Annotated in this window: 24 protein-coding genes and 1 pseudogene; all 25 read right to left on the bottom strand. The window is 61.5% G+C overall.

The genetic code is table 11. The features are described 5' to 3' along the window. Positions 1–115 precede the first annotated feature (115 nt). Complete coding sequence (rpsM, locus tag ASD12_RS17530) at positions 116–484, bottom strand: 30S ribosomal protein S13 (protein WP_006205445.1); 369 nt, start codon at positions 482–484, stop codon at positions 116–118. A 191-nt stretch (positions 485–675) separates the two neighbouring features. Continuing rightward, the gene (locus ASD12_RS17525) at positions 676–1,272 is read right to left on the bottom strand and encodes an adenylate kinase (protein WP_056588612.1); all 597 of its coding nucleotides are present in this window, start codon (positions 1,270–1,272) and stop codon (positions 676–678) included. Further along, positions 1,269–2,609: a preprotein translocase subunit SecY gene (gene secY, locus ASD12_RS17520; RefSeq protein WP_056588610.1), complete on the bottom strand. Its 1,341-nt coding sequence runs from the start codon at positions 2,607–2,609 to the stop codon at positions 1,269–1,271. Before secY ends, ASD12_RS17525 begins: the two co-directional genes overlap by 4 nt. Positions 2,610–2,801: 192 nt before the next feature. Further along, positions 2,802–3,275: a 50S ribosomal protein L15 gene (gene rplO, locus ASD12_RS17515; protein WP_056588608.1), complete on the bottom strand. Its 474-nt coding sequence runs from the start codon at positions 3,273–3,275 to the stop codon at positions 2,802–2,804. Between the two features lie 22 nt (positions 3,276–3,297). Further along, complete coding sequence (gene rpmD / locus ASD12_RS17510; protein WP_006205449.1) at positions 3,298–3,495, bottom strand: 50S ribosomal protein L30; 198 nt, start codon at positions 3,493–3,495, stop codon at positions 3,298–3,300. Positions 3,496–3,519: 24 nt separating this feature from the next. Next, positions 3,520–4,083, bottom strand: coding sequence for a 30S ribosomal protein S5 (rpsE, locus tag ASD12_RS17505; protein WP_006333394.1), 564 nt, complete (start codon positions 4,081–4,083; stop codon positions 3,520–3,522). A gap of 154 nt (positions 4,084–4,237) precedes the next feature. Beyond that, a complete protein-coding gene (gene rplR / locus ASD12_RS17500; RefSeq protein WP_027038735.1) occupies positions 4,238–4,597 on the bottom strand; it encodes a 50S ribosomal protein L18 in 360 nt (119 codons plus the stop codon). A 140-nt stretch (positions 4,598–4,737) separates the two neighbouring features. Beyond that, positions 4,738–5,271 carry a 50S ribosomal protein L6 gene (gene rplF / locus ASD12_RS17495; RefSeq protein ID WP_056588606.1) on the bottom strand — a complete coding sequence of 178 codons (534 nt, stop codon included), beginning with the start codon at positions 5,269–5,271 and terminating at the stop codon, positions 4,738–4,740. Between the two features lie 91 nt (positions 5,272–5,362). Then, complete coding sequence (rpsH, locus tag ASD12_RS17490) at positions 5,363–5,761, bottom strand: 30S ribosomal protein S8 (RefSeq protein WP_013531431.1); 399 nt, start codon at positions 5,759–5,761, stop codon at positions 5,363–5,365. A gap of 12 nt (positions 5,762–5,773) precedes the next feature. Next, on the bottom strand, positions 5,774–6,079 hold the full coding sequence (rpsN, locus tag ASD12_RS17485; RefSeq protein ID WP_010909282.1) for a 30S ribosomal protein S14: 306 nt from the start codon (positions 6,077–6,079) through the stop codon (positions 5,774–5,776). A gap of 27 nt (positions 6,080–6,106) precedes the next feature. After that, a complete protein-coding gene (rplE, locus tag ASD12_RS17480; protein ID WP_082525502.1) occupies positions 6,107–6,706 on the bottom strand; it encodes a 50S ribosomal protein L5 in 600 nt (199 codons plus the stop codon). Further along, positions 6,699–7,013, bottom strand: coding sequence for a 50S ribosomal protein L24 (gene rplX / locus ASD12_RS17475; RefSeq protein ID WP_013531428.1), 315 nt, complete (start codon positions 7,011–7,013; stop codon positions 6,699–6,701). Before rplX ends, rplE begins: the two co-directional genes overlap by 8 nt. A gap of 12 nt (positions 7,014–7,025) precedes the next feature. Beyond that, positions 7,026–7,394 carry a 50S ribosomal protein L14 gene (gene rplN, locus ASD12_RS17470; protein WP_006205457.1) on the bottom strand — a complete coding sequence of 123 codons (369 nt, stop codon included), beginning with the start codon at positions 7,392–7,394 and terminating at the stop codon, positions 7,026–7,028. 71 nt (positions 7,395–7,465) lie between these two features. Then, positions 7,466–7,705, bottom strand: coding sequence for a 30S ribosomal protein S17 (gene rpsQ / locus ASD12_RS17465; RefSeq protein WP_010909280.1), 240 nt, complete (start codon positions 7,703–7,705; stop codon positions 7,466–7,468). Between the two features lie 11 nt (positions 7,706–7,716). Then, entirely contained in the window at positions 7,717–7,917 is a 201-nt protein-coding gene (gene rpmC, locus ASD12_RS17460) for a 50S ribosomal protein L29 (RefSeq protein WP_006205459.1), read from the bottom strand. A gap of 13 nt (positions 7,918–7,930) precedes the next feature. After that, on the bottom strand, positions 7,931–8,344 hold the full coding sequence (rplP, locus tag ASD12_RS17455; RefSeq protein WP_013531427.1) for a 50S ribosomal protein L16: 414 nt from the start codon (positions 8,342–8,344) through the stop codon (positions 7,931–7,933). Positions 8,345–8,371: 27 nt separating this feature from the next. Beyond that, entirely contained in the window at positions 8,372–9,097 is a 726-nt protein-coding gene (gene rpsC / locus ASD12_RS17450; RefSeq protein WP_013531426.1) for a 30S ribosomal protein S3, read from the bottom strand. Further along, positions 9,097–9,486: a 50S ribosomal protein L22 gene (gene rplV, locus ASD12_RS17445; protein ID WP_006205462.1), complete on the bottom strand. Its 390-nt coding sequence runs from the start codon at positions 9,484–9,486 to the stop codon at positions 9,097–9,099. Before rplV ends, rpsC begins: the two co-directional genes overlap by 1 nt. A gap of 2 nt (positions 9,487–9,488) precedes the next feature. Then, positions 9,489–9,767 (bottom strand): 30S ribosomal protein S19, encoded by a 279-nt coding sequence (gene rpsS / locus ASD12_RS17440; protein WP_006205463.1) that lies wholly within the window; start codon positions 9,765–9,767, stop codon positions 9,489–9,491. 16 nt (positions 9,768–9,783) lie between these two features. Further along, entirely contained in the window at positions 9,784–10,617 is an 834-nt protein-coding gene (rplB, locus tag ASD12_RS17435; protein ID WP_056588604.1) for a 50S ribosomal protein L2, read from the bottom strand. Positions 10,618–10,639: 22 nt separating this feature from the next. Further along, positions 10,640–10,933, bottom strand: coding sequence for a 50S ribosomal protein L23 (locus ASD12_RS17430; protein ID WP_023757976.1), 294 nt, complete (start codon positions 10,931–10,933; stop codon positions 10,640–10,642). Next, entirely contained in the window at positions 10,930–11,550 is a 621-nt protein-coding gene (gene rplD, locus ASD12_RS17425; protein ID WP_056588603.1) for a 50S ribosomal protein L4, read from the bottom strand. Before rplD ends, ASD12_RS17430 begins: the two co-directional genes overlap by 4 nt. Further along, positions 11,550–12,278 carry a 50S ribosomal protein L3 gene (rplC, locus tag ASD12_RS17420; RefSeq protein ID WP_056588601.1) on the bottom strand — a complete coding sequence of 243 codons (729 nt, stop codon included), beginning with the start codon at positions 12,276–12,278 and terminating at the stop codon, positions 11,550–11,552. Before rplC ends, rplD begins: the two co-directional genes overlap by 1 nt. Positions 12,279–12,339: 61 nt before the next feature. Next, complete coding sequence (gene rpsJ, locus ASD12_RS17415) at positions 12,340–12,648, bottom strand: 30S ribosomal protein S10 (RefSeq protein ID WP_010909272.1); 309 nt, start codon at positions 12,646–12,648, stop codon at positions 12,340–12,342. A gap of 69 nt (positions 12,649–12,717) precedes the next feature. Next, positions 12,718–12,822 (bottom strand): annotated as a pseudogene (locus tag ASD12_RS33235) (elongation factor Tu); the annotation flags it as partial.

Genomic DNA, 12,822 nt, shown 5'->3' with positions numbered 1-12,822 from the left:
CAGTTGATCTCTACACCGCCGTAATGCCAGCGGCTCCACCTAGGAAAGCGAGTGGTGAGTAGGGAATAGCGAATAGGGCCCCCTACTCGCTATTGGCTACTCGCTATTCGCTGACTTACTTCTTCTTGCCGGCGATCGACTTGGCCGGGCCCTTGCGGGTGCGCGCATTGGTATGCGTGCGCTGGCCGCGAACCGGCAGCGAGCGGCGGTGACGCAGGCCGCGGTAGCAGCCAAGGTCCATGAGCCGCTTGATGTTCATCGAGACTTCGCGGCGCAGGTCGCCTTCGACCTGGTAGTCGCGGTCGATGGTTTCGCGTATCTGCAGCACTTCCGCGTCGGTCAGCTGGTTGACGCGACGCTCGGCCGGGATGCCGACCTTGTCGACGATCTCCTGGGCGAACTTCTTGCCAATGCCGTGAATGTACTGAAGCGCAATGACAACGCGCTTGTTGGTAGGAATGTTGACGCCGGCTATACGAGCCATGTTCTTCTCTTCTCCATGTGGGCCGGACGAACCGGCGCTATCTTAAGTTGCCCCGCGTCCGGTGGAGGCCGGCCCATGCGGGAGTTTCCAGTTCAAAGCGGCTGCCTTGCCCTTGCGGACAAGCAAAGCCCATGCCTGATAGGAAGACGGGCCGCCATACCGCAGCGAACCGCTTCCGTCAAGTGCAATCGTTAATTTCCCCGCGTTGCGTCCTTGAGCACCGCTTCGATCTGTTCCGTCACAGCATCGATATCGGCCATACCGTCGACACTCCGGAGCTTGCCCTTGGCATAGTAGTAGCCAATCAGCGGCGACGTCTTCTTGTAGTATTCCCTCAGACGCTCCTCGAACACGGTCGGATTGTCGTCCTTGCGAACGGGCAGACCGGCGGCCTGTGCCTCGTTGGCGCGCTTGACTATACGACCAACCAGCGCCTTGTCGTCGACGACAAGTTCAACGACGGCGTCGAGGCCCTGGGAGCGATCCGAAAGCATCTGCTCGACCGCGTCCGCCTGCACCAGGGTGCGCGGATAGCCGTCGAGGATGAACCCCTTGGCACAATCTGCCTGATCGATGCGCTCGGCGACGATCGCATTGACGATGGCGTCGGACACCAGCTCACCGGCATCCATCACCGCCTTGGCGCGCTTGCCGACTTCGGTGCCTGCCTGGACGGCAGCACGCAGCATGTCGCCCGTCGAAAGCTGGGGTATGCCGTGTTTTTCTACCAGTCTTTGTGCTTGTGTCCCCTTGCCCGCTCCTGGCGGCCCAAGCAATATCAACCTCATCTGGCTTTCTTCCCCCCGCGCAGCTTCGACTTCTTGATCAGGCCTTCATACTGGTGCGCAATCAGGTGACCCTGAATCTGCGCAACCGTATCGAGCGTGACACTGACCACGATCAGAAGCGATGTGCCACCAAGGTAGAATGGTACGCCAGTCGCCGAGATCAGGAACTCCGGCAGCAGGCACACCAGCACCAGATAGATGGCGCCGACGACGGTGATGCGGGTGAGAACGTAATCGATGTAATCGGCGGTGCGCTCGCCCGGACGATAGCCCGGGATGAAGCCCGAATGCTTCTTGAGCTGGTCGGCGGTGTCCTTCGGGTTGAAGACAATCGCAGTGTAGAAGAAGGCGAAGAACACGATCATCGCCGCATAAAACAGCATGTAGAGCGGCTGGCCGTGGCCGAGCGAGGCGAGCACGGTGCTAGCCCAGGCCGGCATGTTGGTCGTCTGCGAGAAGCCGGCGACGGTGGCCGGCAGCAACAGCAGCGACGAGGCGAAGATCGGCGGAATGACGCCCGACGTGTTGAGCTTCAGCGGCAAATGCGAGGTATCGCCCTGGAACATGCGGTTGCCGACCTGACGCTTCGGATACTGGATCAGCAAGCGGCGCTGGGCGCGCTCGAAGAACACGATCAGCGCAATGACGACGATGGCCAGCACGATGATCGCCAGGATCAGGCCGGTCGACAGCGCGCCGGTGCGGCCAAGCTCCAGCGTGCCAGAGATGGCGTGCGGCAGGCCGGCGACGATGCCGGAGAAGATGATCAGCGAGATGCCGTTGCCGATGCCGCGAGCGGTGATCTGCTCGCCGAGCCACATCAGGAACATGGTGCCACCGACAAGCGTGACGACGGTCGAGATACGGAAGAACATGCCGGGATCGCTGACGATACCGTTGCCGCCTTCCAGACCGACCGAAATGCCATAGGCCTGAACCAGCGCCAAAAGCACGGTGCCGTAGCGCGTGTACTGGTTGATGACCTTGCGGCCCTGTTCGCCTTCCTTCTTCAACGCTTCCAGCGACGGGATGACCGAGGTCATCAGCTGCATGATGATGGAGGCGGAGATGTAAGGCATGATGCCGAGCGCGAAGATCGCCATGCGCTGCACGGCGCCGCCGGCGAACATGTTGAACATGCCGAGCACGCCCTTGCTCTGCGAGGAGAAGGCCTGGGCGAAGGCGTCGGGATTGATACCGGGAAGCGGGATGTAGGTGCCGAGGCGGTAGACGAGCAGCGCGCCGATCGTGAACCAGATGCGTTTCTTCAGGTCCTCCGCCTTGGCGAAGGCCGAGAAATTCAGATTCGAGGCTAATTGTTCAGCAGCCGAAGCCATGCCTGATTCTCCGCTTGGTAACGCTTGATGGCCCTGAGGTCAGGCGGCGCGTTTCACCGAAGCTCACGAGATAAGCTCCGGGCTCTAAACATGCAAGCGGCCGCGTTGACGCGGCCGCCTTGTTGAGCAGATCAAAGCGCAATCGTGAGCAAAAACGGATCCCGTTCTTGCCGATCGCGCTTCAAATTGCCGTTACTCGGCAGCTGCCTTTTCCGGCAGCTTGACCGAACCGCCGGCCTTTTCGATCTTCTCGATCGCGGCCTTGGAGGCGCCGGCAACGTCAAAGGCAAGCTTCGCCTTGATCTCGCCGTCCGAGAGGATGCGCACACCGTCCTTGACGCGGCGGATGACGCCGGCGGCAACCAGCGATTCAGCCGTCACGGTCGCCTTGGCATCGAGCTTCTTGGCATCGAAGGCCACCTGGATGCGGGCCAACGAGACGACGGTGAAGCTCTTAGCGAAGATGTTGTTGAAGCCACGCTTCGGCAGGCGCCGGTAGAGCGGCATCTGGCCACCCTCGAAGCCGTTGATGGCGACGCCGGAGCGCGCCTTCTGGCCCTTGACGCCGCGACCGCCGGTCTTGCCGGAGCCGGAGCCGATACCACGGCCGAGACGCTTCTTGGAGTGCGTCGCGCCGTCCTTGTCACGCAGATCGTTGAGTTTCATCTGAGTTCTCCTGCGCTCTGGCTCAGCCCTCGTCCACGACGCGGACGAGATGCTGGACGGCAGCGATCATGCCGCGCACGGAGGGCGTATCTTCCAGCGTGCGCTGCTTGTGCATCTTGTTGAGGCCGAGGCCGACCAGCGTCGCGCGCTGCTCCTTCGGGCGGCGGATCGGCGAACCGATCTGCTCAACGGTGATGGTCTTGGTTGCTTTCTTGGCCATGGTCAAAATCCCTGGTCAGATCGACTATTCTTCAGCCGCAACGGCGGTGCCGCGGCGGGCCTGAAGGGTCGAATACTTGATGCCGCGAGCAGCAGCCACATCCTTGGGATGCATCTGGCTCTTCAGCGCGTCGAAGGTGGCGCGAACCATGTTGTAGGGGTTCGACGAACCCATCGACTTGGCAACCACGTCATGCATGCCGAGCGTCTCGAACACAGCGCGCATCGGGCCACCGGCGATGATGCCGGTACCTTGCTTGGCAGCGCGCAGCAGCACGCGTCCCGCGCCCCAGCGTCCTTCGACGTCGTGATGCAGCGTACGACCCGAGCGCAGCGGCACGAAGATCATGTCGCGCTTGGCCGATTCAGTTGCCTTGCGGATGGCTTCCGGCACTTCGCGCGCCTTGCCGTGACCAAAGCCGACGCGGCCCTTCTGGTCGCCGACGACGACGAGTGCTGCAAAACCGAAGCGACGGCCGCCCTTGACGACCTTGGCGACGCGGTTGATGTGGACGAGCTTGTCCACCATGCCGTCATCGCGTTCTTCACGATCGCGGCCGCGGCCGCCATCCCTACGTTCCTGTGCCATATCCTGTTCCTTGTTTTTTTCCGGAAGCACGGTTGCTGATAAGATCCGGCGCCTCTGTGGGTCACCGGGGGCGAAAGCTATTTTTTCCTCGCATAATCTTTATCCGAAAAGTCTGCAACTTTTTGCTGCGCTGACCTTCGGTTCGGGATCATGCTTAGAAGCTCAAGCCACCTTCGCGGGCAGCTTCGGCGAGCGCCTTGACGCGGCCGTGATAGATGTAGGCGCCGCGGTCGAAGACGACTTCCTTGACGCCGGCCTTGGTGGCGCGCTCGGCGATCAGCTTGCCGATCGCGGCGGCGGCGGCGGTGTCGGCGCCGGTCTTGAGCGAACCCTTGAGGTCCTTCTCAAGCGTCGAAGCGGCAGCGATGGTATGGCCCTTGGCGTCGTCGATGACCTGCACGTAGATGTTCTTCGACGTGCGGTGGACCGACAGACGCGGACGCTCGCCGGCGACCTTCTTGATCTGGCGACGAACGCGCTGCGCGCGGCGCTGCGTGGATTCCTTGGTACCCATGATGGTCTTCCTTGCCTTCAAAAAACGGGGGCCGCCATATGCGGTAGGCGAAAGCGCCTCCCGCGACCGCTCCCCGCGGCGTTACACTTCTTTAGCTTGGTCCTTTCCGAAAAGTCTTCAACTTTTCGGGGCCAAGCCCACTACTTCTTCTTGCCTTCCTTGCGGACGATCTTCTCGCCAGCATAGCGGACGCCCTTGCCCTTGTAGGGCTCGGGACCACGGTACTCGCGGATCTCGGCCGCAACCTGGCCGACCTGCTGCTTGTCGATGCCGGCCACGGTGATTTCCGTCGGCTTCGGCACCGTGATGGTGATGCCCTGCGGCGTCTCGTAGACGACGTCATGGCTGAAGCCAAGTGCCAGCTGCAGGTTCTTGCCCTGAAGTGCCGCACGATAGCCGACGCCGGTGATCTCGAGCTTCTTTTCGAAACCGTCCTTTACGCCCTGCAGGATGTTGACGATCTGCGTGCGCGACATGCCCCACTTGGAGCGGGCGGTCTTGGTCTGGTCGCGCGGCTGGACAGCGATCTCGCTGCCTTCCATCCTGACCAGGACTTCGTCGTTCACCACGAACTTCAGCTCACCCTTGGGGCCCTTCGCCGTCACGGTCTGGCCGTTGACGGTCGCGGTCACGCCCTGCGGCAGCGAAACTGGTTTCTTTCCAATACGAGACATTTGTTGTCCTCGTCACTTCTCTTGTTTCAGGTCTCTGTCTTCGGGCATGATCCCGAAGACCGGATTCCAATTTTCACGGTCACACGCCAGATCAGAAGATCTGGCAGAGGATTTCACCGCCGACGTTCTGCTCACGTGCTTCGTGGTCGGCCATCACGCCCTTCGGTGTCGAAAGGATGGCGATGCCGAGGCCGTTGGCGACCTGCGGAATCGACTTGGCCGAAACGTAGACGCGACGGCCTGGCTTCGAGACGCGGGCGATTTCGCGCACGACCGGCGCGCCGTCGAAATACTTCAGCTCGATCTCGATTTCGGACTTGCCGTTGTCGAAGTCGGTCTGGCTGTAATCGCGGATATAGCCTTCAGCCTTTAGCACGTCGAGGACGCGGGTGCGCAGACGCGAAGCCGGCGTCGAAACGCTCGACTTCTTGCGGCCATACGCGTTGCGGATGCGGGTCAGCATATCGCCGAGAGGATCGCTCAATGACATGTTATGTCCTCCTTACCAGCTCGACTTGACCAAGCCCGGGATCTGGCCGTTGTTGCCGAGATCACGAAGCGCGATGCGCGATACTTTGAGCTTGCGATAGTAGGCGCGCGGACGGCCAGTGACTTCGCAGCGGTTGCGGATGCGGATCTTGGCCGAGTTGCGCGGCAGGGCAGCCAGCTTCAGCTGAGCGCGGAAGCGCTCCTCCATCGGCTTGGACTGATCCATGATGATCGCCTTGAGGGCAGCGCGCTTGGGACCGTACTGGTCGGCAAGCTTGCGGCGCCGGTTGTTCTTCTCGACTGAGCTGGTCTTTGCCATGTCAGATTTTTCCTTTTCTCGCTGCCGTTACTGGCGGAAGGGGAAGTTGAAGGCCTTGAGCAATGCCCTGGCTTCGTCGTCCGTCTTCGCAGTCGTACAAACGATGACGTCCATGCCCCAGACCTGATCAACCTTGTCGTAGTTGATCTCCGGGAACACGATGTGTTCCTTGATGCCCATGGCATAGTTGCCACGGCCATCGAAGCTCTTCGGATTCAGTCCGCGAAAGTCGCGGACGCGCGGCAGTGCGATGTTCACGAGGCGGTCGAGGAACTCGTACATGCGTTCCTTGCGCAACGTGACCTTGGCGCCGATCGGCATCTTCTCGCGGACCTTGAAGCCGGCGATCGAGTTGCGGGCGCGGGTGACGACGGCCTTCTGGCCGGCGATCATCGCGAGGTCTTCGGCCGCGATCGAAGGCTTCTTCGAATCGGCGGTCGCTTCGCCAACGCCCATGTTCAGCACGATCTTGTCGATGCGCGGAACCTGCATCTCGTTGTCGTAGCCAAACTGTTCCTGCAGCGCCTTGCGGATGGTCTCGTTGTAGACCTGCTTGAGGCGCGGCGTGTTCTGAGCCTTGGACTGTTTGCTTTCAGCCTTGGGCTTCGTGGTTTGAGCCTTAGCCATTGATGACTTCTCCCGAGCGCTTGGCGACGCGCACCTTCTTGCCGTCCTTCTGGAAGATGAAACCGACGCGGGTCGGCTTGCCATCCTTGGGGTCGGCCAGCGCGATGTTCGACAGCTGGATCGGCGCTTCCTTGGTGATGATCCCGCCCTCTTGGGACTGGGACTGCTTCTGGTGACGACGGATCATGTTGACGCCGCGCACCAGCGCGGTGTCTTCCTTCGGCTGTACCGAGAGGACTTCGCCCGAACGGCCCTTGTCCTTGCCGGCCAGCACGACGACCTTGTCGCCTTTTCTAATCTTTTGCATTGGTCCGGCTCCTTACAGCACTTCAGGCGCGAGCGAGATGATCTTCATGTGGTTCTTGGCGCGGAGTTCGCGCGGAACCGGTCCGAAGATACGCGTGCCGATCGGCTCTTTCTTGTTGTCGACGAGAACGGCCGCGTTCTTGTCGAAACGGATCACGCTGCCGTCCGGGCGGCGGATGTCCTTGGCCGTGCGAACCACGACCGCCTTCATCACATCGCCCTTCTTCACGCGGCCGCGCGGAATGGCTTCCTTGATCGACACCACGATGATGTCGCCCACGGAAGCGTATTTCCGCTTCGAGCCGCCCAGCACCTTGATGCACATGACACGACGGGCGCCGGAATTATCCGCGACGTCGAGGTTTGTTTGCATCTGAATCATGACTGGCCGCCTTCTTCTTTTCTAACGGGATGGGCTCAAAGCCCCTCCCCGGTCTGTCCAAAATTCGTTGTTTACGCCTGGTCCGAAGACACGACGATCCAGCGCTTATCCTTGGAAATCGGCTTCGATTCCTGGATGAACACCTGATCGCCTACCTTGTGGGCGTTGTTCTCGTCGTGCGCCTTGTACTTCTTGGTCATGCGCACGGTCTTCTTCATCACGGGATGCGTGAAGCGCCGTTCGACCTTGACGACAACCGTCTTCTCGTTCTTGTCGCTGACGACGGTGCCCTGCAGAATGCGCTTTGGCATGGTTTTCGTCCTTAAGCCTTCTTAGCCGCGGACTTTTCCGCAGCGATGGTCTTGATACGCGCAATGTCCTTACGGACCTGTCTCACGCGCGCGGTCTTCTCGAGCTGGCCGGTGGCCTTCTGGAAGCGCAGGTTGAACTGCTCCTTCTTCAGGCTGGCCAGGTCGTCGGTCAGCTGGTCCTGGGTCTTGGTCCGGATGTCTTCGGCTTTCATGATCAGCCCGTCCTTATTCTGCGATGCGCTGCACGAAGCGCGTCTTGACCGAGAGCTTGGCCGCGCCGAGACGCAGTGCCTCACGGGCGGTTTCTTCATTGACGCCGTCGATCTCGAACATGATGCGGCCCGGCTTGACGCGCGCCGCCCAGTAATCGACCGCGCCCTTGCCCTTACCCATGCGGACTTCGGTCGGCTTCGAAGTGACCGGCACGTCCGGGAAAATACGGATCCAGACGCGACCAGCGCGCTTCATTTCACGCGTGATCGCGCGGCGGGCCGCCTCGATCTCACGTGCGGTGACGCGGTTCGGCTCAAGCGCCTTCAGCCCGAAACCACCGAAATCCAGGTTGGTGCCGCCCTTTGCGGTACCATGGATACGGCCCTTGAACTGCTTGCGGAACTTTGTGCGCTTTGGCTGCAGCATCGTTCTAACTCCAAATTCCTAAATGTCTCAGGCGTTTTCGCGACGACGACCGCGTTCGCGATCACCACCACCGCCATGCGCTGCATCGCTTTCGCTGGCCCGACGCTCCGAAGCCATCGGGTCATGCTCAAGGATCTCGCCCTTGAACACCCAGACCTTGACGCCGCAGATGCCGTAAGCGGTGTGCGCTTCGGCCGTGCCGTAGTCGACGTCCGCACGCAGCGTATGCAGCGGCACTCGGCCTTCGCGATACCATTCCATGCGCGCAATCTCGGCGCCGCCGAGACGGCCGGCGCAGTTGATGCGGATGCCTTCGGCACCGAGGCGCATCGCCGACTGAACGGCCCGCTTCATGGCGCGGCGGAACGCAATACGACGCTCGAGCTGCTGGGCGATCGACTGGGCGACCAGGGTCGCGTCGATTTCCGGCTTGCGCACTTCAACGATGTTGAGGTGCGTCTCGGACTTCGTCATCTCCATCAGCTTCTTGCGAAGCTTCTCGATGTCGGCGCCCTTCTTGCCGATGATCAGACCCGGGCGCGCGGCGTGGATGGTGACGCGGCACTTCTTGTGCGGACGCTCGATGACGACCTTCGAGATGGCAGCCTGCTTGAGCTCCTTCTCGAGATACTTGCGGATCTTGATGTCCTCATGCAGCAGCTTGCCGTACTCGCCGGTGTTCGCGAACCAGCGCGAATCCCAGGTGCGGTTGATGCCGAGGCGAAGACCGATCGGATTGACTTTCTGGCCCATTATGCGGCCTCCCCTTTTTCTTCGACTTCACGAACAACGATCGTGAGGTGCGAGAACGGCTTCTCGATACGGCTGGCGCGGCCACGGCCACGGGCATGGAACCGCTTCATGACGATCGACTTGCCGACATAGGCTTCCGCCACGATCAGTGCATCGACATCCAGGTCGTGGTTGTTTTCCGCGTTGGCGATTGCCGATTCCAGCGTCTTCTTGACCGTGCCGGAAATCCGCTTGGCCGAGAATTCGAGATCGGAAAGCGCTGTCGCGACCTTCTTGCCGCGGATCAGCGCGGCAACCAGGTTGAGCTTCTGCGGGCTGATACGGATCGTGCGCAATACGGCGCGCGCTTCGTTATCAGCAAGCCTGCGCGGAGCTTTGGCCTTGCCCATGATTATTTCCTCTTCGCCTTCTTATCCGCGCCGTGACCGTAATAGGTCCGGGTCGGAGCGAATTCACCGAACTTGTGACCGACCATGTCCTCGTTCACCGAGACGGGAACATGCTTCTGGCCGTTGTAGACACCGAAGGTGAAGCCGACGAACTGCGGCAGGATGGTGGAGCGACGGCTCCACATCTTGATCACCTCATTGCGACCACCTTCACGAACCTTGTCCACCTTCTTGAGAAGGTAGCCGTCAATGAAGGGGCCTTTCCAAATCGAACGAGTCACTTGGCGTTACCTCTTCTTAGCTCTTGCGCTGATGGCGCGAGCGCAGGATGAACTTGTCGGTCGCCTTGTTGGACCGCGTCTTCTTGCCCTTGGTCGGCTTGCCCCAGGGCGAAACCGGATGGCGGCCACCCGAGGTGCGGCCTTCGCCGCCGCCGTGCGGATGGTCAACCGGGTTCATGGTCACGCCGCGATTGTGCGGGCGCTTGCCACGCCAAACCGTGCGACCGGCCTTGCCGTCATTGATGTTGCCGTGGTCCGGATTGGACACGGCGCCGACAGTGGCCATGCAGGAGCCGTGAACGACACGCTGCTCGCCCGAATTGAGGCGCAGGATCGCCATGCCCTGGTCACGACCGACCAGCTGACCGTAACCACCTGCCGAACGGGCGACCTGAGCGCCCTTGCCCGGCTTCAGCTCGATGTTGTGGACGATGGTGCCGACCGGCATCGAAGCCAGCGGCATCGCATTGCCCGGCTTCACGTCGACCGATTCACCGGACACGACCTTGTCGCCGGGAGCCAGACGCTGCGGAGCGATGATGTAGGACAACTCGCCATCGTCATACTTGATCAGCGCGATGAAGGCGGTGCGGTTCGGATCGTATTCAATGCGCTCGACCGTGCCGACAACGTCGAACTTGCGGCGCTTGAAGTCGATGATGCGGTACGAACGCTTGTGACCACCGCCGATGAAGCGGGCGGTGATGCGGCCGTGATTGTTGCGGCCGCCCGACTTGGTCAGGCCTTCGGTCAGACCCTTGACGGGCTTGCCCTTGTAGAGGCCCGAGCGGTCGACGATGACCAGCTGACGGGTGCTGGGCGTTACCGGGTTGAATTTTTTCAGTGCCATGTTTCTGTCCTCGCGGCCTTGCTCAGAGACCCGTCGCGACGTCGATCGACTGGCCATCTGCCAGCGTCACAATCGCCTTCTTGACGTCGCTCTGGCGGCCAACCGTGCCACGGAAGCGCTTGATCTTGCCCTTGCGGACAAGCGTGTTCACGGCCATCACCTTGACGCCGAACAGCGCTTCGACGGCGGCCTTGATTTCCGGCTTCGACGCCTTCTTGGCGACGTTGAAGACGACCTGGTTCTGCTCGGAGGCCATGGTCGACTTTTCGGTGATCGCCGGCGAGACGATCACGTCGTAGTGACGAAGGTCGGTCATTTAAAGCGCTCCTCGAGAGCCTCGACGGCGGCCTTCGAAAGGACCAGCGTGCCGCGGCGCAGAATGTCGTAGACGTTGATGCCCTGAATGGGCAGCACGTCGATGTTGGGGATGTTCGTCGCCGCCAGCTTGAAGTTCTTGTCAAGCTCGGCGCCGCCGATCAGCAAAGCGTTGGTCAGGCCCAGCGTCGCGAAATTCGCGATCAGCGCCTTCGTCTTGGCCTCGGTCAGCTTCAGCTCGTCGATGATGATGATCGACGCGCTCTTGGCCTTGGCCGAAAGAGCATGCTTGAGGCCGAGCGCGCGAACCTTCTTCGGCAGTTCGTGCTCGTGGCTGCGAACGACCGGGCCGTGGGCCTTGCCGCCGCCGCGGAACTGCGGAGCACGTGCCGAATGGTGACGGGCGCGGCCCGTACCCTTCTGCTTGTACATCTTGGCGCCGGTGCGCGCGATCTCGGCGCGGCCCTTGGCCTTGTGCGTGCCCTGCTGCTTCTTGGCGAGCTGCCAGCGCACGACGCGCTGCAGGATGTCTTCGCGCGGATCAAGGCCGAAAATCTCGTCGGAGAGTTCCACCTTGCCGGCGTCCTTGCCGCCCAGCGTTGTGATCTTGAGATCCATTATTCCGCTCCCTCTGTGGCCGGAGCCTCGTTCTTGGCGCCACTTTCGGCAGCAACGGCGCGGATCGCGGCAGGCTTCGGCGCATTGGCCGGCAGTGCCACCTTGGCCGCATCGCGGACCAGGATCCAGGCGCCCTTCGATCCGGGAACCGCACCGCGGATCAGGATCAGGCCGCGGTCGGCGTCGGTCGATACGATCTCGACATTCTGCGTGGTGACGCGGGTGTCGCCCATGTGGCCAGCCATATGCTTGCCCTTGAACACCTTGCCCGGGTCCTGGCGCTGGCCTGTCGAACCGTGCGTACGGTGCGAAACCGAGTTACCGTGCGTTGCACGGCCACCGCCCATGTGGTGGCGCTTGATGACGCCCTGAAAACCCTTGCCGATCGTCGTGCCCGTCACATCGACCTTCTGGCCGGGGACGAAGTGCTCGACGGTGATCTCGGCGCCGACATCGATCATGTTGTCGGCGGAGACGCGGAACTCTGCGACCTTCGCCTTCGGCTCAACGGAAGCGGTCGCGAAATGGCCGCGCATCGCCTTCGACGTATTCTTCACCTTGGCAAGGCCAACGCCGAGCTGAACGGCGGTGTAGCCATTCTTCTCTTGCGTACGCTGGGCCACGACCTGGCAGTTCTCCATCAGGAGAACGGTGACGGGAACATGTTCCCCGGCATCGTTGTAGATGCGGGTCATTCCCACCTTCTTTGCAATCACACCTGAACGCATCGGTTCAATTCCTTTAGAGTTCCGGGCCAGGGGCACCGCCCCTTACCGCGCTCTCATTCCCTTAGAGCTTGATCTCGACGTCGACGCCGGCGGCCAGATCGAGCTTCATCAAAGCATCGACCGTCTGCGGGGTCGGATCGACGATGTCGAGCAGACGCTTGTGCGTGCGCATCTCGAACTGCTCGCGGCTCTTCTTGTCGACGTGAGGCGACCGGTTGACCGTAAACTTTTCGATCCGCGTCGGCAGCGGAATGGGGCCGCGGACGTTGGCACCGGTACGCTTGGCCGTCGACACGATTTCCTTCGTCGAGGCGTCGAGCACGCGGTGGTCAAACGCCTTCAGGCGGATGCGGATATTCTGTCCGTTCATGCGTCACTTCCTTGTTCTGGCGCGGCGCGGGCAGCTCCCGCGCCCGCGACAGATCGGTTTAAGTCCAAATTACTCTTTGATGGTGACGACGATGCCGGCACCGACGGTGCGGCCGCCTTCACGGATAGCGAAGCGCAGCTTCTCTTCCATGGCGATCGGCACGATCAGCTCGAC

It is taken from the genome of Mesorhizobium sp. Root102 (assembly GCF_001425625.1).
GTDB lineage: Bacteria > Pseudomonadota > Alphaproteobacteria > Rhizobiales > Rhizobiaceae > Mesorhizobium.
The sequence above is the reverse complement of the archived record's forward strand: the minus strand, read 5'-3'. Positions and strand labels throughout refer to the sequence as shown.